The following is a 17,049-nucleotide window of genomic DNA, read 5'->3' as shown; positions in this document are numbered from 1 at the left end:
GCGCGTGGATTCGTGCGTACTCGCGAACTTCCGCGATCATCTCAGCCGAGAGCGTGTCGGGGGACGAGACTGGAGACGTCATCCCCATGTGCGGTGCACCTCCTCGACGTGCTCTAGACCGTCGTAATAGTGGATGCTCCACTCGACGCCATCCGGGACTTCGACGACCGCTAACTTCGCCGCCCAACTGCTCGCCGCGGCGCCCAACTCCTCGACGACAGCCACGAGGCGCGGGCAGGCGCGGGATTCGTCGCGGCTGTGCTCATCGATGACGATCTTGCCATCCACGACGTTGATGCTCAATAGCCAACTATCGCGCTCTTGGTCCTCTGCAAAGCGCTGTTCCCAATCGGGCCGCGCGTCGTAGTACTCCTTCGGCTCCATCAGCTTGATATGGCCGCAACCGATCAACCGCCGCTCGGCCTCGTTGCTCAGGCCAAATCCGCCGAAACATTTGTTGATGACGACTTTCGTGCCCATTTCACTCAGGCTCAGTAGAGGGGAGGCCGACAGACTCGCCAGCGAGAACGTGCTTGACTCGTTGCCACTGTGATTCGACCTGGGCGGCGGCTTGAAACGCGATGCGGCGGAGCGTGGCGCTGTGAAACGGCGGCTCGTACTTGTCGTACGCCCGATGATGCGCGCGGCAGAGCGGCAAAATCGTGTAGAAGTCGGCCTTGCGACTCTTGCCACCGTTCACCGTGTGCGCGTTGTCGGATGGCATCTCCTCTGTCGCCGCGCGCCCGCACCACCAGCAGTCTTGCTCCTTGATCCAGCGCACCCGTGCCTTGCTGCCGTAAATGCGCGCGAAGTCCGAGGCGTTCCGCTTCTTCGCCGCAATTCGCGAGCGCTTCATCGGCTTCCGCGGCGACTTCTCACGCTTGGCCGGCTTTGGACATGCCGTGGCGAGCGTCATGCTGCCGCCTTCCGGGTTCCCGGATGCGTCACCTGAGGCATTAGTCGGCGCGCTTGGTCAGATGTTCAACGCGCCGCGACATCTCGTCGAGCGTCATCGGCTCGCCGCCGTTCACGCTGACGGTCGCGCTGCTGATGCCAGTGAGCTCGCCCTGCCCTCGAATCCGATCCGCCAAACTCGCGACCCGCGCCGTGATTTCGCTCGTGTCATCCACCGGCACGAGGAGGTCCGTCTGCTTCTCGGCGAGCTTCGTGAGCTGCGAGAGATACGCGGACGCCGCGTTCCCAATCACGGAGGCGAGTGGCGAGGCGATGTCGATGTCGCGTTCCTCGCCCAGCTCCAAGCCGTCGAGCGATTCGTTGAGCCACGCCTCGGCGCGTTCGACGCGGCCCTTTTCGGTATCGAGCCAGAGCGTCGGGGCGTAGACCTTGTCGCATGCGGCCTTCGCCGTGTCGAGCATCTTGTCGTAGATGCCCAAGGCTTTCGAGCCGAGGAGTCGATCGCTAGAGCGGAAGGGGACGAGCATCGATTAGCCCTCGCTTGAGAGTGAGAAGTCCTCGCCCTGTTTCTGCGGGACGAGGGATGCGAGGCGTTCGATGAGCGCGAGGGCGTCCGCGGCGCGGTAATCCTTCGCGCCGGCCGTCGTCGCGATTCTCGCGCGTTCGTCGTCGGTGACGTCGGCCTTGTCGAGCAGCTCGGCGATCTCCGCCTTCTGCTCGTTCGTGGCGACCTGCGTGTAGGGATCATCCGAGACGCCCGCGGCGATCGCCTTCCGCGGCGGGTTGCGCGTCGCCTCGACGTCGGCGATCCGCGTCTTCGCCTCGACGACGCGCTCGGAGAGTTGCTCGGCGGACGTCTCGATCGCTTCGATCTCCTTGGACGCTGCGGGTACGTGCGTCGCGATAAGACGCATGGCGCGCCGCGCCGCGCGGGACTCTGACGTCTCGACCGGCATCGCATCGCCGACGGGGTCGCTCTTCCGCGTCCCGCCACCGCACCACTTCACGCCGACGACTTCCTTCTCCATCGAGCGCAGCTTCACGCGGAACACGACGGCCGAGGTCGCGGCATCCGGGATCGCGTGCATGATCCGCTCACGAAGCCGGCGGCTGTACTCGCCCTCGCCTTCGGGGCCGAGCTTCTTGAGTCGCGGATCATCTTCGACGTGGTCCGCGACCGCGTACTCGACCACGCCTTCGGCGACGAGTTCCGAGAGCTTCCGGAGCCAGAACGCGGCGTTCAGGTAGATGTTGCCGCCGAGCACGTGAATCTCCGTCGTCACGTCCACGCGGAACTGACGGCCCCAATCGGCGACGGCGCGGCGGGTGTCGAGATCGAGCTTCGCCCCCCAGTTGATCTTCGCCAACTCGCCGGCCACCTGATTCGACAGGCGTCGGAGCTGGAGGCGCTCTTGTATAGCCGGCGGCAGGTTGCCGACTGACGCATCGCGCAGAGCGACGGCGGTCGGTTCCGGCTTCGTTGAAGTGCTCATGAGACTTTTCGCTCCACGGCGACAGGGATGGGGCCTTCGAAGTTCACCACTAAATCTTCGTGTTCGATCTCGGATTTCGTTTGCAGCTTGTTCTTGGTGCGCAGCAGGCGCTTGAACTTGTGATCTGCCGCCATTGGACCCGCGCCACACGAGCACGGCGGGTTCCGGTTCTCCCATTCCTTCGCCGGGAACCACGGCGCGGACATATCGCGCGGTGAGCCGGTACAGCCTTCGGCGTGGAGGTTCGCGTCGAACGCGACGACGAGAGTCCCGTCCTCGCATCGGACCACGCAGTCGAACATGCACTTCTCAAGGTCGTCGTAGCGCTCGACGATCTCGCAGCCGATCGGCGCGCGGGGGTGATTGACGCCCACGTAGGTCCAGTGCGAGCCAATCGGGCGATCGGCGGGAGTAACGGACATCTCACGCCCCGACTCCGATCGCCGTAGTGGTCTCGACGCGGTTATCGTGGTAAATGCGAATCAGCCCGGCGCGCTCCAACGGTCGAAGCGGCGCCACGTAGCGTCGGCTGCGCTCATATTCAATCGTCTGCTCGGCCTCGTCGAGCGCGGCCTTCGCGCAGCGCAGTTCCAACTCCATCTTCCACATGCGGTGCGCCATCTCGTCGTAGCCGTCGAGGAGATCCGGCAAGAGATTGTGCGCCGCGGCGATGAACCCCGCGTCCTTTCGGTCGCACGACTCGCAGACGAGATAGCCGCCGTAGTACCTGAGCGAATCGGGATCTGATCGCCCGTCCACGACTCGCAGCGGCGCCTCGCTGACAGCAGCAACGTGTCCGCCGTGCGCGTCCCATTGGCCAGGGACGGTGTCGGCGAGCATGGCGCGCAGAATCGCGACCGCAGTCCCCGGCGCGCTCATCGCCCCGCCTTCGCAAATGCCGCCCACGCGACAACGAGATCCAGCACGCACGACCGCATCAGACTTTTCTCAGCCCACCGCATCGGCCGCTGTAATTCCTTCACCGCGTGGAACTCGGCGATGATCTGCGCCTCGTCTTCGGGCAGGTCCGAGCCAATCCCGCCGAGTTCCTGCTGGACCCACCGGCGCATATCGGCGCGCTTCGCCTTCCAATACCGAGGCGCGAACCCGTAGCCAGCGTCTGACGGGAATTCGACGCGCGCCGGTGGCTCTCGATCTTCGGCGTCGAGAACGCCTATCGGGAGCGAGTGGTCGGGGCGGGCGCTCATGCGACCGCCTTTTGTCGTGGCGCAATCCCCCGCGCCCGTCGCTGCTCGGCCTTCTTCGCGAGAATCGCAATTCGATTGAGCCGATACCTTTCGGCGTTTTCTCGCTGCTGACACGACTTGCAGACTCGCTTACCAGCGGGACGCACAATTCCATCGCGCGTTCGGCGCGCCAGCGTGAAGGGCGTGCCGCATGAACAGACGGGCGTGCGTCGCGCTCGCTCGGCTAGCACATTGCGGTTCCGGCCCTTCGCCATCATGTCGGCGTTATTGTCAGCGAGCGTACCGAGAAACAGATGGTCCACGTTTACGCACGCGGGAACGTCGCACCGATGAAGGACGCAGAGTCCGTTGGGTATTTCGCCGTGCCGGATCAACCAAGCAACGCGGTGGGCGCGTTCTTGAATCCGCTTCGAAATCGCAAAACGTCCGTACCCGTTCACGTGAGCAGATGCAGTCCACAGCAGACAGCCGGAGTTAGGCTCGGGCACCGTCTTGGCGAAGAAGCGCCGAGCCAGAGACGGCGAAGCAATGCGCGCGAGAATGTCGTTCATCGCGCCATCGCCTCGGGCTCGCACTGCTGCCGAAAATTGAATAAGGCGACCACCGCCATTCCGATCAGGCTGTCGGCGAACGTGCCCAGATACTTTCCGTACGCCGCCGTGATCTTCCTCGAGACGAGCGCGTGCAGCTCGATCCCGTCGGCGATGTTCGCCTTCTCCTCGTCCGTGGCATCGATGCGCTGGACGGCGACGAGGATCTCGTCGGTCACGTAGTAGCCCATCCGCGACAGCGCGGCGAGCGTGAAGTCGGCGAGCGTCTCGTTGTCGCGAAAGACGGGCTTCGCGCGAAGGGTGGCGAGCTTTTCGTTACGCTCGTCTCTGAGCTGGTCGGCGAGACTGTGATCTTGGAGATCTTGCTGCCATGAGCGGAGCATGATTACCTTGCCTCTGTTGGTTGCGAGGCGTCGCGAGAAACCCTGCCCGGGTTCGCGGCGCTTCGTTGTTTCGGGGTACTGCGCCGGCTGACGAGCCCTAAGGCCCGTCTCTCCTCTTCGCTGGCCGGCCAGCGAACCTTCCTTTTGCATGCCCCGCGCGACGCCGACTCTTGGCGTAGAAGGCCCGCGGGATTCCCCGGTATCGATTGCGCTCGACAGCGCCCCGGTTCGCATCATCATGAGCATTTGCTAGAGCGCGAGCTGACGTCGGCGCTGCTCCGCGCACAGTGCGGCCGTCGCGTCGTATTCGGCCTTCCGCTCCTCGCGACGCTGGCGGAGCCACGCGATCGCGGCGAGGACAACGGTGGCGATCAGGATTTGTAGCATTTCGTTACGCCTCCGAAGAGGGGTGGAAAGAGTTGGCGCTGGCGAGTCGCGGCGCGGCTGCTAGCGTTGGCGGGCTTTCAGGCGGCTTCGCCTGCTTCGGCCGGCAGGTACTTCGCGATCAGCGCATCGATCGCGGCGTTGAGCTCTGCCGAGCCGTCACGCTCGCCCTTCAGGACTTCCAGGAGGTGGTGGACCGTGACCCGGTAGTGCTCGGTTCGCCACTGTTCTTGCGTCATCCCCGAGAGTGCTAAAGCCGCGTCAAATCGCTGCTTACGCGTCGGGGCGTTGTCAGGTAGACCCATGCGTCTCACCGTGATAAGTTTCACGGTGAGCAATGTGTGTTGGACATTGCGGTTTCCGCAAGGTCCAGAGCGCAGACCCCAGACATTGTTACAAAGTGTCCACAAAACCGGGCAGCGAACTAATTCGGCGAGCGGAGCGCGGGGGGCGGGTGAAGGACATCCGTGAGGCCGCTGGGCTGAGCCAGGCGGCCCTCGCCGCGGAGTTGACGACGATGGCCGAGACCTATGGTCTCGACGAGCTGTACGACGACAGCAAGGTCAGTCGGATCGAGGCTGGCCTGCGTGGGCTATCGCTTGAGGAGGGCGCCTTGGTCGTGCTGATCGACCCCGAGGGCCGCGGGGTCGTGTGGCTGGCCTTTGGCGGCCCCGTCGCCAAGGCGATGCGACGGGGGAAGGCTAGATGATGCGCAACGGAGGGATAGGGTCTGCTGCGTCCAGCGTTTCGAGAAGCCCGTCGGCCGCCTGCATGCGATTCGCGCCGTGCGGCACGACGAGAGGCGGGGCGACGAGCCGACTCCGACTATCCGTCGCGACGAGCACGAGTTCCCCGTCCGGTCCAAAGAAATCCGCCTGCCAAACGCCGCGAGCCGAGCTAGGCGTCGGCCGTTTTCCCGTCACCCGCATATCAGATGTCCTCCGTTGAGGCCGACGAAAATGGGGCCACCCTCAGCGTTCTGCAACGTCCTGTTACAGCAGCCCAATTATTAGACCGCTCTAATCTTCTCACCACGATGAGGATCTCAACCATGCGCGCCCGCCAAGCTGTCACGCTGTTCGGTCTCGGAATCGTACTCGGCTGCAAGGGCGCGGACGGCGCGACGGGGCCGCAAGGTCCGGCAGGTGCGCAAGGTCCGAACGGTCCCGCGGGCCCGCAGGGGCCGTCCGGTCCAGCAGGCTCAACGAATCGCGCCGACTTCACGGGCAACCTGTCCGGGACCGGCTCCGTCTCTGTTCCGTTGCCCGCGGCGTCGGTCGCTGGGAATAAGGTGCCCGTCGTCGCCTGTTACGTGAGCACGGATCGGATCACGTGGCTCGCGGTGGCGCAGACGCCATCGAATAGCCCCTTCGTGTTCTGCGGTCTCACGGGGATCGGCAGCGCGACGCCCGGCGTCACGCTCATCAACGGGATCGCGAACGAAGCCTACTACATCATCGCGGTCTGGTAGTGCGCCGCCTCTGGATCTCTCTCGCCATCGTCGCCGTGATAGCTCTCGCCGTGCTCGCCCGCGTCCGCAACCGTGGCGCGCCGTCCGCCGAGGGGCCGCCCGTGGACGGCTTTGTCGAGGGCGCGATCATGAACACGACCGCCGCGGCATTCGGCTGCGCGAGCCGTGACTCGCTCAGTTCGCACGGCGGGTGTCGGCCCGTGGCCCGCGGGACGCCGATGCTCATCGAGCGGATCGACTCGTCGGCGGTTCAGGTCCGGCGCGTCGGGGAGACGGTCGACCTCTGGATGGAGCGGGGCGCGTTCGCGGAGAAGTGAGTCGCCACGGCGCGGCCCCGAATCGAGTATAGTTGTCTCCATGCGCGACGACGACGCCCTTGAGAGATACGATGAAGCATTCCGCGCGCTGGCTGATGTGATGGAGCGAAACAACGAGGCGATGCGCCATCTTGCGAACGCAATGAGCGGATTGAACGATGCGCTCTGGGCGATGGTGATCGACGATACGTTCGGGTCGACCGCGCCGCCGATTCCGAACATACGAATCCTGTCGCCGCGTCGGGCTATCTCATGAGCGAGGAACGCGCCCCCGCAGAGAGTTACGAGCCCCCGATGTCTTGCTGCGACTGCGGCGAGCCATTGAAGGCGCCGAACGATTATCACGTGATCGCGATACCGGGCGCCATTTACGATGCGGCGAGCTGCCATGCGTGCGGCGCGACCTTCATTCTCCGCAAGCGCTCTCCCGAGCCCGCGGTTGTCCTAGAAGGCGTCTGGCGATTCTTTCACGGAATCCCAGACCTGAGCGCGTTATCTTCGATCGACGACCTGAAAAACATCTAGACCTGCGTCAGCTCCGCCTTGAGCGCCTTCTGGTATTTGAGCGTGATGTAGCGCCGCACGGCACCGCCGCGGACGATCATCAGGTACGGCGTCGGCGCGGGCGACACCTCGAAAATCGGCTGGAGCAGCGCTGGCGTCAGGTCGTCGGCATCGAACTCGACGCCCCACGTCCCGTCCGGATACCCGTTCGCGCCGCCGATGTAGACGGCGGGGCGCGTCAGGCCGGTGATCGCTGTCGCATTCGACAGGTTCGACGTCGACAGGAAACACGTCACAGCGCCCGTCGTCGCTGGCCCGAGCACGAAGGTCGCGGGATCCACCTCCTCGAGGACGAACGTGTAGACCAGATCGTTCGACGGTGACAGCACGTGGACCGATGGCGTCGGCGTTGTGGTCATGGGACGAGCTCCTCAATGAGTCGGGTGGCGTCGACGGACGGCGACAGCGCGGTCGCGACGGGATTCGGCGTGATGCAGGTGGCGAGCAATTCAGGCGAAAGGCGCGTGAACGGTACGGCGGGCGTGATGTTCGTCGCCGAGACGGTCGGCTCGACGCGCGTCGCCGTGACCGTCGCCAACAGTTGCGTGACGGCGCTGATCAGACAATAGGTGAGCGGCGAGGCCAGCGACTCGTGTGCCGCGGCCAGGATCGCCGCGACACCAATCAGCCATTCGTCGCCGCTCGACTGCGATGCCTGGAGCCCGACCAGCGATTCGGTGCCCGCGGCGGCGATGGCCGACAGCGTTCCCGCCGATTCGTCGCTGATGAGTTGCAGCGCGGCGAGCACCATCGCCCATTCATCGGCGGTGCCTTGTGAGCCCGAGACGCCGAGCAGATTCTCGTCGCTCGAAAGTCGCGAGGCCGTGACCCCAATCAGCGACTCATCCGCGCTCGCGAGCGTCGCCGCAACGGGACCGATCGACTCGTCCCCCGTCGCCATGGTCGCCGACGGCGTGCCTTTCGACTCGTCGCCGATCGCCAATGATCCCGCGACGCCGAGAAGATTCTCGTCGGCCGTTGCTTTCGACGCGGACACGCCGAGCGTGTTTTCGTCGCTCAAGCCAAGCGTCGTCGCGAGGCCGGTCAGCGACTCGTCCGACGACGCCAGCGACGGCGCGAGCCCCGTGAGCGATTCCGTAGCCGTCTGTTGGGTTTGCTGTACGGCGACAGTGCCAAGCGACTCGTCGCCGACGAGCAAGGACGACGTGATGCCGACGAGGTTCTCGTCCGCGCTGGCGAGCGACCCCGCGACGCCCAGCAGATCCTCGTCTGCCGTGGCGAGCGCCGCGGCGAGTCCGACAAGATTCTCGTCGGAGGACGGAAGTGTTGCTGAGACAGGAACAGACGACTCGTCGCCAGTCGCCAACGGCGATCCCAGGCCGATCAGGTTCTCGTCCGCGACGGCGTCCGAGCCGACGATGCCGACCAGGTTCTCGTCCGCCTCAGCCAGAGTCGCGCCCACGCCGATCAGCGACTCGTCCGCTGTCACCAAGCTCGCCACGATGGCGCCTAGCGACTCATCGCCTGTGGCGAGGGCCGTTGCGAGTCCGAGGATGTTCTCGTCGCCGGATGGAAGCGTGGCGGCAAGGCCGAGTACATTCTCGTCACTGCTCGCTAGTGTTGCCGCGACGCCGAGGAGGTTCTCGTCGCTCGTTGCGAGAATGGCCGCGACGGCGGTCGTCGATTCGTCGCCGACGGCGATCGAGGCGTCGGCTTCAGCGAGCGATTCCGTGCCCGTGCCTTGACTCGCGGACACCGAGATCGACACCGGGACTGCCGTCGGGTCGCGCAGGACAATCGTCTGATCAGTGAGCGCGACCGGGTACAGGACGATCAACGTCTCGGCCGCCGGTGCGGGCAGTCCTTCGTCCGCGATCGCCGCGCTGGCAATCGGAAGGAAGCCGAGCATCGGCCGGGCCTACAACTGCGCGAGGTAGCGAATCACCTGATTCATCTGCCGCGTCAGCGCTTGAACCTGCGCGACGGCCTGCGTCTGTGTCGGCGTGGCGATCGCCAGGAACGTCAGGTTGTCAGTCACCGCTTGCGCGGCAGCAGCAAAGAGGGCGGTCTGATTCGGATTCTGTTGCTGTTCCCACGCGAGGCTCGCGGCGTCGGACCAATCAAATGCTGTGAGCGCCGCCGCCGCGTTGGACCTCTGCGTGGTCGTGGCAGCCGCCTGAAAATCAATTCGGACGCTCGATGAGACACCGAACGTCCCAACGCTCACCCCGTCAATGGGAGCGAGAGCCGCAAGGGCGGCGACGAGGCGCTCGACGGTGAGTTGTTGAATCATTAGATGATGAGCATTGCGAGCAGGCCGGCCTGTTGTCCGTCGCCACCATTATCCCCTAGAAACGTGCAATTCACGTCAGCGCCCTTTTCGTTCCAGTTGAGGGTGTGATAGCCGAGACCTGGATACCCGATAAAGTTGCCATTTAACGGGACATAGAGGCCATTGCCGGGATCCGCGTTGGCGCCAGAAAACGCGAGCGCTTCGTAACCCCCTTGCACCGTGCCAGAGAGCGTGGTCGTGCTGTCAATGCCTACACCCATTTTGGCGGCATTTGCTGAGTTGTTTGCTATAAACGCGATCCCGAGCACCTCTACGTCGAGCATCACAGCCGCCTCGCCAACGACATACTCCACCCGGTTCCCTGCCGCACCATTCGCCTGGCGGACGGTATTGGTCGTATAGGACCAGTTATCCGTGGTATCGATCACCGAGAGCGCACGCTGGACGCGGTTGTACTGATTGAACAAGAACCGTTTCCCGCCGACCTGCGTCGTCACGCCACCAGCCGAATCTTCCGTCGTGGTCGTCGCCGTCGTGCGGAACGTGCCGAGATAGCGGCCCTGGTTCGCCGCCGGGCCGCCCGAGATGGCGACGTTGTTGACCAACACGCCGTTCAACCGCGTGAGCTCTGTCGTCCCTGCACCTGATCCGCGCGCCGTGTCCGAGGTCCACGCGGGCCCGATCACGCACCCGACCACGCCGCCAGAGTCGTACGCGAAGATATCGTAGTTCTTGGCGGACGTGAGCGTGCCGAGCGCGATCGTGATTTCTGAGAACTGGTAGAGCCGCCACGCGGCGCCGTTGAAGAGCCCAATCTGGTCGCCGATCATCGGCGTGAAAAAGACCGACGTCGCGCCGGTGACATCGGCGGTCGTGACGGGCGTACCGCTCGTCAGCGTGAGCCGCCCGTCACAAATCCGTGTCGCGTCCGGCACCTGCGTCGCAAGGACCGTGAGATAGACGTCCTTCGTGCCGGCCGAGAAGTTGACGGCCGCGTTGGCGTTCGACGACGCGATGACGGCCGTGCGGACGAGCGTGTTGCCCGCCTGCCACGTGCCGACGCCCGTCTCCCATTCGACGCCCCCCGCCGACGAGATCGTGTAGGCAACGGTGTCGTTATTCGCGCAGACCGACGAGAATGCGCGGAAGCCGACCGAGGCGCCGCTGAGGGCGAGGTTTCCCGGCCCCGTCGACGCGGTCGTTTCTTTGACCCGATCCGCGACAATAAATGTCACGATCCGTTGCGCATCGGCAGTCGCATGCCGGGTGGAACCAGCGCGATATGCCCAGCCGACGGGTCCTCGTGTTTCTTTACTTCATCGCGCGCGAGTTCAAGGATCCAGCAGCAGCGCATCTTATTACTATCGGATGCGTTGATGTTCATTTGGCCCGTCGTCTCGTCGAACTGGATCACGATATGGATCATTGATTCCTCATGTGCCGACCAGGGTGTTCACAGAGGTGCCGGCGAGGTCTGGGCTACCGGTCAAATAGGCGACGAGGTAGTGCTGAATAAACTGCGACGCGGCGAGCCGAAAATTGCCGTTGGCGTCCGTGACGGCTAATCCGGCGAACGAATTGTCGACGGTACGAAAGAGGGATACGATCGCGCCCGGGAGCGGCGTGCCGCTTCCATCGACTGCCTGCAGTGCGATCGAGTAGTAGTACTGGTACGCCCCCGTCGGCGTATCGTCGAAGTTGCGAACAACGGGTATCGATCGTGGCACGCGGGGAACGCCCCACATGCCGTTCGACTGAAATGATCCCGGCATGGCCTAGACGAAGTTGGTCGTGAGCCACGCGATCGCTGCCGGGACCGCAGCGGCAGGGATCTCCACCGCTCCCACGCCCGGCCCCGGCACGGCGCGCAGGTTTCCTTGTGGCGTGACTTCGAGGTGCCCGTTCGGTCCCGTAAGGGGCGCGGGAGCTGTAGCGGCAGCCGTCACCACATCGCCGGCCGCCGCGGCAACGGCGGCGGCGTAATCGCTTGCGAGAGACATAAAAGTTCGCTCAACGTGAAAAGGCATTCGAGGCGCATCGATGCACGAGCGGCGTCGCTCGGCAATCGGACTAATTGTAACCGTGAATGAAGGCGTATTGCGTCGTGAAGGAGCCGGCGACGCTCAACGTCTTGCTGATCGTAATGCCGGAATTGACCGTGACGTCCACGGTCGCCGACGTTCCGCCGAAGGCGAGATCGAAACTGGAGCCAGCCGTCGCGGCCGTGCCTGCCGCTTGGAAATACCCTGTCCCGATACACGTCGAGTTGACACCGCTGCCGATCGTCCGAAACACGAGCGTGAATTCCAGATACCACGGAACATTTGTCAGGTTGATCGGAACCGTCTGTGTGATCGAGGTCCCGAGCGTGGTGCCGCCCAACGCGCCGTACTGTGGAATCAGGATCAGCGTTCCCGACGCGCCGGTCGACAGAATACCCCCGGCCCGAACCGTGTAAATCTTCCCGGCCTTCGGATCGTTGGCATAGATGGGCGTGAACTGCGCGCCGATCCAGAGCGCTTCCGCCGAGGTCGAGACGAGGGCCGATCCAGCCGCGCCCGTGACGCCCGGGTTGGACGCGACCGGCGGATCGATGTACGGGCCTTCCGTGAAGAGTTGCCGTCCCATGTGAGTATCCGGTTGTCAGCGGTTAGGTGGTCGCGACGGCCGGATCAGCGGCGTCGGCTTCTGATAGACCAGGAAAGAGCGGTGCGCGGTAGCGTGCGTGCACGCCGCATCGCGGGCAGGTGTATTCGTGAATGGCGCCGTCGAATGGGCCGGCACAAATGACGTCGTTCGTGTTCGCGCCGCAGTTGTACGCGCCCGTGAGCGGATGCCGCCGACTGGCGTCATCCATATCGGCCGCTTCCGCGTTCCGTCCCTCGTCGAGCAGTTGCGCGATTGCGGCCGCGTGCTTCTCGCTCTTCGGGCCCCGACACGTTAGGTGTATCGAGCGCACGAACGCCTCGGCGTCCTTGCGCGTCGTGATCGTCGCGGGGTCGAGCGTGGTTGCTTCGTCCATTGGTTGAGTCTCCGGAGGGTGCGCGCGCTAAATCGAACTGCCGGCGAGTTTGGTGGTGTACGTCGACTTCGTGGCCGCGGCACCCGCGGCGAGCGTTTGCTGGATCCAGGTTCCGATGCGCGAGCCGGCCGGGATGTTGCCGCCACCGGGCACCGTGATCGCGACGGTGTCGTCGACAAAACTGAAGCCGGTCGACGTCAGTCGGTTCGCGACGGAGGTCGTCGCATCGATCGCCGCATCGGTCGAGATCATGATGTTCGCCGCGGCGTCTGTCGTTAGCGTGACGGTCGATTGCGTGAGCGTGAGCGATCCGTTCGTGTTCTTCCAGAACACTTTCTCGACGCGCGTCTTGGTCGAGACCGGGTCGCTCGAGGAGTTCTGGAACGAGATGTGGCGCGTCGTTTCGTTCGGGAGGATCGTCGCGCGCGTCGTGCCCGCCGCGGCCTCCTTCACGAGCACGGTGCGCGTACCGCTCGTCGCCGAGGCTACCGCGCTCTGCACGCGTTCCCACGTCTTCGCCCCAGAGACCGGCGTCGTGCCGTTCAGCGTGAGCACTTCCGTGTCGACCACGCCCGTCGCGAGGCGACCCGTAATCGTGACCGTGCGCGTGTCGGCGCCGTCGGAGACGACCTGCGCGATGTTGGGCGCCGCCCACTGGACGAGATCGGGGCGAGAGACGGCCGAGATCGCGCCGCCCGAGGTGGACACATCGTCCGTCGGCACGCTCGCCGCGTCGAAGCATTGGAGATCCGTGGTCAAGATCGACATGGGTCAGGTCTCAGGAAAGAGAAATCGCTGGCGTTGCGGCCGCCGTGCGGCGTCGCGCGAGCACGTCACCAACCGCAGCCGTGAGTTGTTCGATCGCCTGCTTTTCATCGAACCGCACGCCGCGGCCGTTGAGCATGAAGTACAGCTTTTTCACGGCGGTGCGGACGTGCCGCGCGCATCGAGCCTCGGCTGCGCGGTAGCACGATTCGCATAGACGGTTGCCGTAGTGGGTGCGGCTTGGATGGCAGGTCGGCCGCGTTTTGGGATCATCGTTCTGCTTTCGCTGGAACTGCGTTTTTCCCAGACGGAACCTCTGGTCTCGCGTCCAGCACGACTTGCAAAGGCCGCGAGCATGATGCCGCCGATCCCGATGCTTGCACTTCCAGGCACGCCGCGGCCGCCGAGCCGGTATCGGCTCGCCCACCCGAGCGCGACGCGGATGCCGAATCGGCGCACCGTGCCACGAGACGCGCCTCGACTCAAGGAGGGTGAACTCTGCCTCGGCCGCAGCCATCGAGTCGCGGTACGCCGTCACGGGGTCACGTGGGGCCAAGTGTTGGTCAAGCTCTTGACCTTCGTCGTCTCCGCGCAGTCGAATCGGTGAAACATCCCCGACGGATCGAGCGGGCCAGTCTCGCAATGATCGATCGGCGAGACACCCGTCGCAGGATTCACGGGCGCCACGCCGCTCCACACGCGGAGGAAGCCTAGCCACTGATCCGACGGTGCAGTGCAGCGCGAGACGTGAACGCTCGTGTCGGAGACAGTTCCCGCGCACCAGTGGCCAGTCGGCGAGAGAAAGAAGCCCAGACTGCCGCTGTCCGAAGGCGACGGCACCGGCAGTTCAGACGTGCACGAGCCGCCGACGGGCGCCAAGACGCTGACGGAGACCGTATCGGCCGACGCCACGATCGAATCCTGCGTAGCCGGTCGCAACTTCCACGGCCGCCAGAACATCTTGCTCGAGCCACAGCGCTTCGCGATGACACGACTCGGCGCGACACCGAGCACCGTGTCCGTCAGCACGGAATAGTGCATGACGAGCGTGTCGCCGACGCGAATAGCGATCGACTCCCGCGCCATTGTCTCGACTCGCGGCCCGGCAATCCCCAGCGCGCCCACCGTGAGCGCGCCAAGGAGGAAACTCGTTGCCCGGTTCACGACTACGGAACCGGCGTTTCCGGCACGGGCGCCGGGGCGGGATCGATCGTGCCGATCTGCGCCGTAGCGTCCTTCATCGTCGCCAGGATGGCGTCGAGTGCCGTCGTGTCCGTGCCGCCCGCCTTGAGCGCGTCGATCTGCGCCTGCAGGTCCGTGTTCGCCTGCGTCAGCGTCGCGACCTGCGCCTGCAGCGCCGTGTCGGCGGCGGCTTCCGCGTCCTCGTGCGCCTGAATGCGCGCGAGTCCATCCGTGACGGCCTGCTTGAGCGCGTCCGCTTGTGCCTGAAGTTCTGCGACTGATGCCATGATGGTCTCCAAAAGGAGGGTGTTTGCTTCTACCGCACGCGCGAGTCGCGTGAGGGCTTGCACTACATCACTCCCGTTGACCGACCCATCCTGGGCGAGCGGGGTGAGGAGTACGTCGAGCCAGATGTGCGCGTGCGCAGACGGGTGCGCGTGCGCCTGGCCTTGGTCCGATGCGTTGGGGCTTGGCATTACGGTTTTCTCCGAGAGTCGATGATCGCCTTCGCGATGAGCGTGGTGATCGTGACGGTGACGGCGGTCTCCGTTCGCGTCGGGCACTGAAACAGCCCGTGGCCGAAACGGCATTGACCCGCCGTTTTCACATCGTTCGCGAGCCGATCGTTGAGTTGCGAGGAGGCGACGAGGCGGATCGAATCGGTGCGCGCGCGCTGATCGGCGAACGCCGTCGCGATCTTCTGCTGTTGCAAGGCCGAGTCCAGACCTCGATTCGACGCGCGCAGCGAATCGTTTTCTTTCTGCGTGATCATCGCTACGCCATACCAGCGCGACGACGTGTCGCGCTGCGCCTCGGCGAGCTTCTGCAGTGCGAGGGCGATGACGTGCAACGAATCCGCCGCGTGTAGCGACGTCGTGGCCTGGCGGACGTGTGTGGACGACCGAAGCACGCTCGCGCCTTCGGCCTTCACGTTCTCTTTCCGCGTCGAGTCGTAGCCCTTCTGCGTGCCATGCTGCACGTCGAGCGCCTGCTGATCCTTCGCCGGAATCACGTTCGGCTGCGCCCGGCAGAACATGAACAGGAAGAGGATGACGAGGCCGAGGACGATCGCCGCAAGGATATACGACGCGCGGCGGTGCATCTTCGCCGCGGCGAGCACGGCCTCGAGATCCTGCTCGACGGAGCGAGGCGCGGTCATCGCATCACGCCATTTGTGATGAAGCCGTGCCAGCCGCAGCCGCCCGTCGACTTGCCGTTCTTCTCGGCGACGCAGTTGATTGACGGCGTGAGTGTCGGCCGCTCGACGTTGCCGTCCCAGCCCCAGACGTAGAGTTTGTCGTCGCTCGGCCGCGGAATCGGTTGCGGCGCGAGCGCAACCGAGCACCGATGACGGTTCGGGCACTCGAACGTCATGTGCGCCGTCACGCCCGGGTAGCCTTCCATGCCGTGCGGCACGATGTCGAACGTCCCCGGCGGCGCGTCGTCCGGCCATACATCGCGCCCGTCGCGAACCATGTCGCCATGCTCCGGCGCGCTCACGCGGCCCTCCAGTGCGAGCCGCCGAAGATCCGCACGGCGCGGAAGGCGAGCCACCGACGCCACCAGTAGATGTCTTCCTGCTTCATCAGGTCGTAGAAGATCCGATCGACGACGTTCCGGCCGACCGTGGTGAAGTCGTCGATCTTCCCGAGGCGCTGATAGAGGAGATCGTGTACGAATGGCGCGATGACCGAGACCTCGAACGGCGAGACGATCGGCCAGCAGATCCGCGGAATGCTCGCGCCGTCCGAAAGCGTCCCCTCGGGAATCGTGATGCGATACCCGGCGGCGATGACCGTGATCGGCGCGTCCATGCGCCACGTGTCGATCGTGGCGGGCGAGATCTGCGGCACGGGAAGCGTCACGTCAACCACCCGTCCGGCGCGTAGACGATCGGCAGGCCGCCGAGATTATCGGCGCGCACGGTGTCGACGTCGATCGAGTAGGGAAGTCCCGCCGGAACGTCCTTGTGCAGTGCGGCGTGCTGCTTCATCTGCAGCCCGCGGATCGCCGGCTCTTCGTCCGAATTCAGATTATAAGCCCCCCAGAAGTGCGCGAACTTGAGGCCGCGATAGAGTTGGTCGGGCGTGAGGCCGCAGTGCCAGCCCACGTAGATGCCGGGGACGTAGCCCTGACCCGCGACTGCTTCGAACCACGCGTTGCAATGCGCGAGCGTCGTCGCTGCGGGCGTGCCGCGCGCGACGCCCTCCAGGTCGCACCACACGACGACGCCCTGCGGAATGCCGAGGAGCCCCGTCGCAGCGGCGGCGTTCGCGCCGTACTCCGCGCCTTTGTCGACCGAGGGCACCCACGAGGTTTCTGACTCGACGTGCTGCACGACGCTGACGGCGAGCCCCGCGTCGTGAAGTCGCTGGATCTCGGCGACGCTCAGATCGTTCGCGCGCGCCAGGACGCGCCGCACGTAGCGCACCGCGAACCGATACCCGTGCTCGTAGAACGCGACCGCGCCCTCGGCATCGAGCGGCGTATTCGTGTCGAAGCCAAGCGTTCCGGCCGGGGCGACTTTCGTCGACGGCATC

33 protein-coding genes are annotated in these 17,049 nt (G+C 64.9%); 6 read left to right on the top strand and 27 right to left on the bottom strand.

What is annotated here, in order from left to right:
* Positions 1 to 78 precede the first annotated feature (78 nt).
* From VGQ44_17490 to VGQ44_17440, 11 genes are all read right to left on the bottom strand, one after another.
* On the bottom strand, positions 79 to 480 hold the full coding sequence (locus VGQ44_17490; protein HEV8448630.1) for a hypothetical protein: 402 nt from the start codon (positions 478 to 480) through the stop codon (positions 79 to 81).
* A 1-nt stretch (position 481) separates the two neighbouring features.
* The gene (locus tag VGQ44_17485; GenBank protein HEV8448629.1) at positions 482 to 916 is read right to left on the bottom strand and encodes a hypothetical protein; all 435 of its coding nucleotides are present in this window, start codon (positions 914 to 916) and stop codon (positions 482 to 484) included.
* A gap of 40 nt (positions 917 to 956) precedes the next feature.
* On the bottom strand, positions 957 to 1,442 hold the full coding sequence (locus tag VGQ44_17480; protein HEV8448628.1) for a hypothetical protein: 486 nt from the start codon (positions 1,440 to 1,442) through the stop codon (positions 957 to 959).
* Between the two features lie 3 nt (positions 1,443 to 1,445).
* The gene (locus VGQ44_17475; GenBank protein ID HEV8448627.1) at positions 1,446 to 2,408 is read right to left on the bottom strand and encodes a hypothetical protein; all 963 of its coding nucleotides are present in this window, start codon (positions 2,406 to 2,408) and stop codon (positions 1,446 to 1,448) included.
* Positions 2,405 to 2,782, bottom strand: coding sequence for a hypothetical protein (locus tag VGQ44_17470; protein ID HEV8448626.1), 378 nt, complete (start codon positions 2,780 to 2,782; stop codon positions 2,405 to 2,407). The genes VGQ44_17475 and VGQ44_17470 overlap by 4 nt, the downstream gene beginning before the upstream one ends.
* A gap of 49 nt (positions 2,783 to 2,831) precedes the next feature.
* Complete coding sequence (locus tag VGQ44_17465) at positions 2,832 to 3,287, bottom strand: hypothetical protein (GenBank protein ID HEV8448625.1); 456 nt, start codon at positions 3,285 to 3,287, stop codon at positions 2,832 to 2,834.
* Complete coding sequence (locus VGQ44_17460) at positions 3,284 to 3,616, bottom strand: hypothetical protein (protein ID HEV8448624.1); 333 nt, start codon at positions 3,614 to 3,616, stop codon at positions 3,284 to 3,286. The genes VGQ44_17465 and VGQ44_17460 overlap by 4 nt, the downstream gene beginning before the upstream one ends.
* Positions 3,613 to 4,167: an HNH endonuclease signature motif containing protein gene (locus VGQ44_17455; protein HEV8448623.1), complete on the bottom strand. Its 555-nt coding sequence runs from the start codon at positions 4,165 to 4,167 to the stop codon at positions 3,613 to 3,615. Before VGQ44_17455 ends, VGQ44_17460 begins: the two co-directional genes overlap by 4 nt.
* Positions 4,164 to 4,550 (bottom strand): hypothetical protein, encoded by a 387-nt coding sequence (locus VGQ44_17450; protein ID HEV8448622.1) that lies wholly within the window; start codon positions 4,548 to 4,550, stop codon positions 4,164 to 4,166. The genes VGQ44_17455 and VGQ44_17450 overlap by 4 nt, the downstream gene beginning before the upstream one ends.
* A 249-nt stretch (positions 4,551 to 4,799) precedes the next feature.
* Complete coding sequence (locus VGQ44_17445; GenBank protein ID HEV8448621.1) at positions 4,800 to 4,937, bottom strand: hypothetical protein; 138 nt, start codon at positions 4,935 to 4,937, stop codon at positions 4,800 to 4,802.
* Positions 4,938 to 5,014: 77 nt separating this feature from the next.
* Positions 5,015 to 5,263: a hypothetical protein gene (locus tag VGQ44_17440; protein ID HEV8448620.1), complete on the bottom strand. Its 249-nt coding sequence runs from the start codon at positions 5,261 to 5,263 to the stop codon at positions 5,015 to 5,017.
* Positions 5,264 to 5,388: 125 nt separating this feature from the next.
* On the opposite strand from VGQ44_17440, the gene VGQ44_17435 reads away from it, so the two are divergent.
* From VGQ44_17435 to VGQ44_17415, 5 genes are all read left to right on the top strand, one after another.
* Positions 5,389 to 5,643, top strand: a complete 255-nt coding sequence (locus VGQ44_17435; GenBank protein ID HEV8448619.1) for a helix-turn-helix domain-containing protein — start codon at positions 5,389 to 5,391, stop codon at positions 5,641 to 5,643.
* A 342-nt stretch (positions 5,644 to 5,985) separates the two neighbouring features.
* Positions 5,986 to 6,405, top strand: a complete 420-nt coding sequence (locus VGQ44_17430) for a hypothetical protein (protein ID HEV8448618.1) — start codon at positions 5,986 to 5,988, stop codon at positions 6,403 to 6,405.
* The gene (locus VGQ44_17425) at positions 6,405 to 6,722 is read left to right on the top strand and encodes a hypothetical protein (GenBank protein HEV8448617.1); all 318 of its coding nucleotides are present in this window, start codon (positions 6,405 to 6,407) and stop codon (positions 6,720 to 6,722) included. The genes VGQ44_17430 and VGQ44_17425 overlap by 1 nt, the downstream gene beginning before the upstream one ends.
* Positions 6,723 to 6,762: 40 nt before the next feature.
* Entirely contained in the window at positions 6,763 to 6,978 is a 216-nt protein-coding gene (locus VGQ44_17420) for a hypothetical protein (GenBank protein HEV8448616.1), read from the top strand.
* Positions 6,975 to 7,247: a hypothetical protein gene (locus VGQ44_17415; GenBank protein HEV8448615.1), complete on the top strand. Its 273-nt coding sequence runs from the start codon at positions 6,975 to 6,977 to the stop codon at positions 7,245 to 7,247. The genes VGQ44_17420 and VGQ44_17415 overlap by 4 nt, the downstream gene beginning before the upstream one ends.
* On the opposite strand, the gene VGQ44_17410 is transcribed toward VGQ44_17415, so the two are convergent.
* The 10 genes from VGQ44_17410 to VGQ44_17365 all read right to left on the bottom strand — a co-directional run bounded on the left by VGQ44_17410 (position 7,244) and on the right by VGQ44_17365 (position 13,330).
* Positions 7,244 to 7,645, bottom strand: coding sequence for a hypothetical protein (locus VGQ44_17410; protein HEV8448614.1), 402 nt, complete (start codon positions 7,643 to 7,645; stop codon positions 7,244 to 7,246). The genes VGQ44_17415 and VGQ44_17410 overlap by 4 nt on opposite strands.
* Positions 7,642 to 9,156 carry a hypothetical protein gene (locus VGQ44_17405; GenBank protein ID HEV8448613.1) on the bottom strand — a complete coding sequence of 505 codons (1,515 nt, stop codon included), beginning with the start codon at positions 9,154 to 9,156 and terminating at the stop codon, positions 7,642 to 7,644. The genes VGQ44_17410 and VGQ44_17405 overlap by 4 nt, the downstream gene beginning before the upstream one ends.
* Positions 9,157 to 9,165: 9 nt before the next feature.
* On the bottom strand, positions 9,166 to 9,540 hold the full coding sequence (locus tag VGQ44_17400; GenBank protein ID HEV8448612.1) for a hypothetical protein: 375 nt from the start codon (positions 9,538 to 9,540) through the stop codon (positions 9,166 to 9,168).
* The gene (locus tag VGQ44_17395; protein HEV8448611.1) at positions 9,540 to 10,775 is read right to left on the bottom strand and encodes a hypothetical protein; all 1,236 of its coding nucleotides are present in this window, start codon (positions 10,773 to 10,775) and stop codon (positions 9,540 to 9,542) included. Before VGQ44_17395 ends, VGQ44_17400 begins: the two co-directional genes overlap by 1 nt.
* A complete protein-coding gene (locus VGQ44_17390; protein HEV8448610.1) occupies positions 10,772 to 10,966 on the bottom strand; it encodes a hypothetical protein in 195 nt (64 codons plus the stop codon). Before VGQ44_17390 ends, VGQ44_17395 begins: the two co-directional genes overlap by 4 nt.
* A 7-nt stretch (positions 10,967 to 10,973) precedes the next feature.
* Complete coding sequence (locus tag VGQ44_17385; GenBank protein ID HEV8448609.1) at positions 10,974 to 11,312, bottom strand: carboxypeptidase-like regulatory domain-containing protein; 339 nt, start codon at positions 11,310 to 11,312, stop codon at positions 10,974 to 10,976.
* A 3-nt stretch (positions 11,313 to 11,315) separates the two neighbouring features.
* Complete coding sequence (locus VGQ44_17380) at positions 11,316 to 11,540, bottom strand: hypothetical protein (GenBank protein HEV8448608.1); 225 nt, start codon at positions 11,538 to 11,540, stop codon at positions 11,316 to 11,318.
* 70 nt (positions 11,541 to 11,610) lie between these two features.
* Positions 11,611 to 12,168: a hypothetical protein gene (locus tag VGQ44_17375; GenBank protein ID HEV8448607.1), complete on the bottom strand. Its 558-nt coding sequence runs from the start codon at positions 12,166 to 12,168 to the stop codon at positions 11,611 to 11,613.
* A 22-nt stretch (positions 12,169 to 12,190) separates the two neighbouring features.
* A complete protein-coding gene (locus tag VGQ44_17370; protein HEV8448606.1) occupies positions 12,191 to 12,562 on the bottom strand; it encodes a hypothetical protein in 372 nt (123 codons plus the stop codon).
* Positions 12,563 to 12,589: 27 nt separating this feature from the next.
* A complete protein-coding gene (locus VGQ44_17365) occupies positions 12,590 to 13,330 on the bottom strand; it encodes a hypothetical protein (protein ID HEV8448605.1) in 741 nt (246 codons plus the stop codon).
* Here VGQ44_17365 and VGQ44_17360 point away from each other — a divergent pair.
* Entirely contained in the window at positions 13,314 to 13,544 is a 231-nt protein-coding gene (locus VGQ44_17360; protein HEV8448604.1) for a hypothetical protein, read from the top strand. The genes VGQ44_17365 and VGQ44_17360 overlap by 17 nt on opposite strands.
* Before the next feature lie 317 nt (positions 13,545 to 13,861).
* Here VGQ44_17360 and VGQ44_17355 read toward each other — a convergent pair whose 3' ends face one another.
* Genes VGQ44_17355 through VGQ44_17330 form a run of 6 tightly spaced genes read right to left on the bottom strand, consistent with a single transcriptional unit; the run spans position 13,862 to position 17,048 of the window.
* Positions 13,862 to 14,491, bottom strand: coding sequence for a hypothetical protein (locus tag VGQ44_17355; GenBank protein ID HEV8448603.1), 630 nt, complete (start codon positions 14,489 to 14,491; stop codon positions 13,862 to 13,864).
* A 2-nt stretch (positions 14,492 to 14,493) separates the two neighbouring features.
* Positions 14,494 to 14,985: a hypothetical protein gene (locus VGQ44_17350; protein HEV8448602.1), complete on the bottom strand. Its 492-nt coding sequence runs from the start codon at positions 14,983 to 14,985 to the stop codon at positions 14,494 to 14,496.
* The gene (locus tag VGQ44_17345; GenBank protein ID HEV8448601.1) at positions 14,985 to 15,668 is read right to left on the bottom strand and encodes a hypothetical protein; all 684 of its coding nucleotides are present in this window, start codon (positions 15,666 to 15,668) and stop codon (positions 14,985 to 14,987) included. The genes VGQ44_17350 and VGQ44_17345 overlap by 1 nt, the downstream gene beginning before the upstream one ends.
* Complete coding sequence (locus VGQ44_17340) at positions 15,665 to 16,009, bottom strand: DUF6527 family protein (GenBank protein ID HEV8448600.1); 345 nt, start codon at positions 16,007 to 16,009, stop codon at positions 15,665 to 15,667. The genes VGQ44_17345 and VGQ44_17340 overlap by 4 nt, the downstream gene beginning before the upstream one ends.
* Positions 16,006 to 16,374, bottom strand: coding sequence for a DUF1353 domain-containing protein (locus VGQ44_17335; protein ID HEV8448599.1), 369 nt, complete (start codon positions 16,372 to 16,374; stop codon positions 16,006 to 16,008). Before VGQ44_17335 ends, VGQ44_17340 begins: the two co-directional genes overlap by 4 nt.
* Positions 16,371 to 17,048: a glycoside hydrolase domain-containing protein gene (locus tag VGQ44_17330; GenBank protein ID HEV8448598.1), complete on the bottom strand. Its 678-nt coding sequence runs from the start codon at positions 17,046 to 17,048 to the stop codon at positions 16,371 to 16,373. Before VGQ44_17330 ends, VGQ44_17335 begins: the two co-directional genes overlap by 4 nt.
* Between the last annotated feature and the right edge of the window lies 1 nt (position 17,049).

It is taken from the genome of Gemmatimonadaceae bacterium (assembly GCA_036003045.1).
Lineage (GTDB): Bacteria > Gemmatimonadota > Gemmatimonadetes > Gemmatimonadales > Gemmatimonadaceae > JAQBQB01.
Note: the sequence above shows the minus strand (reverse complement) of the source record. Positions and strands in the feature narration are given on the sequence as shown.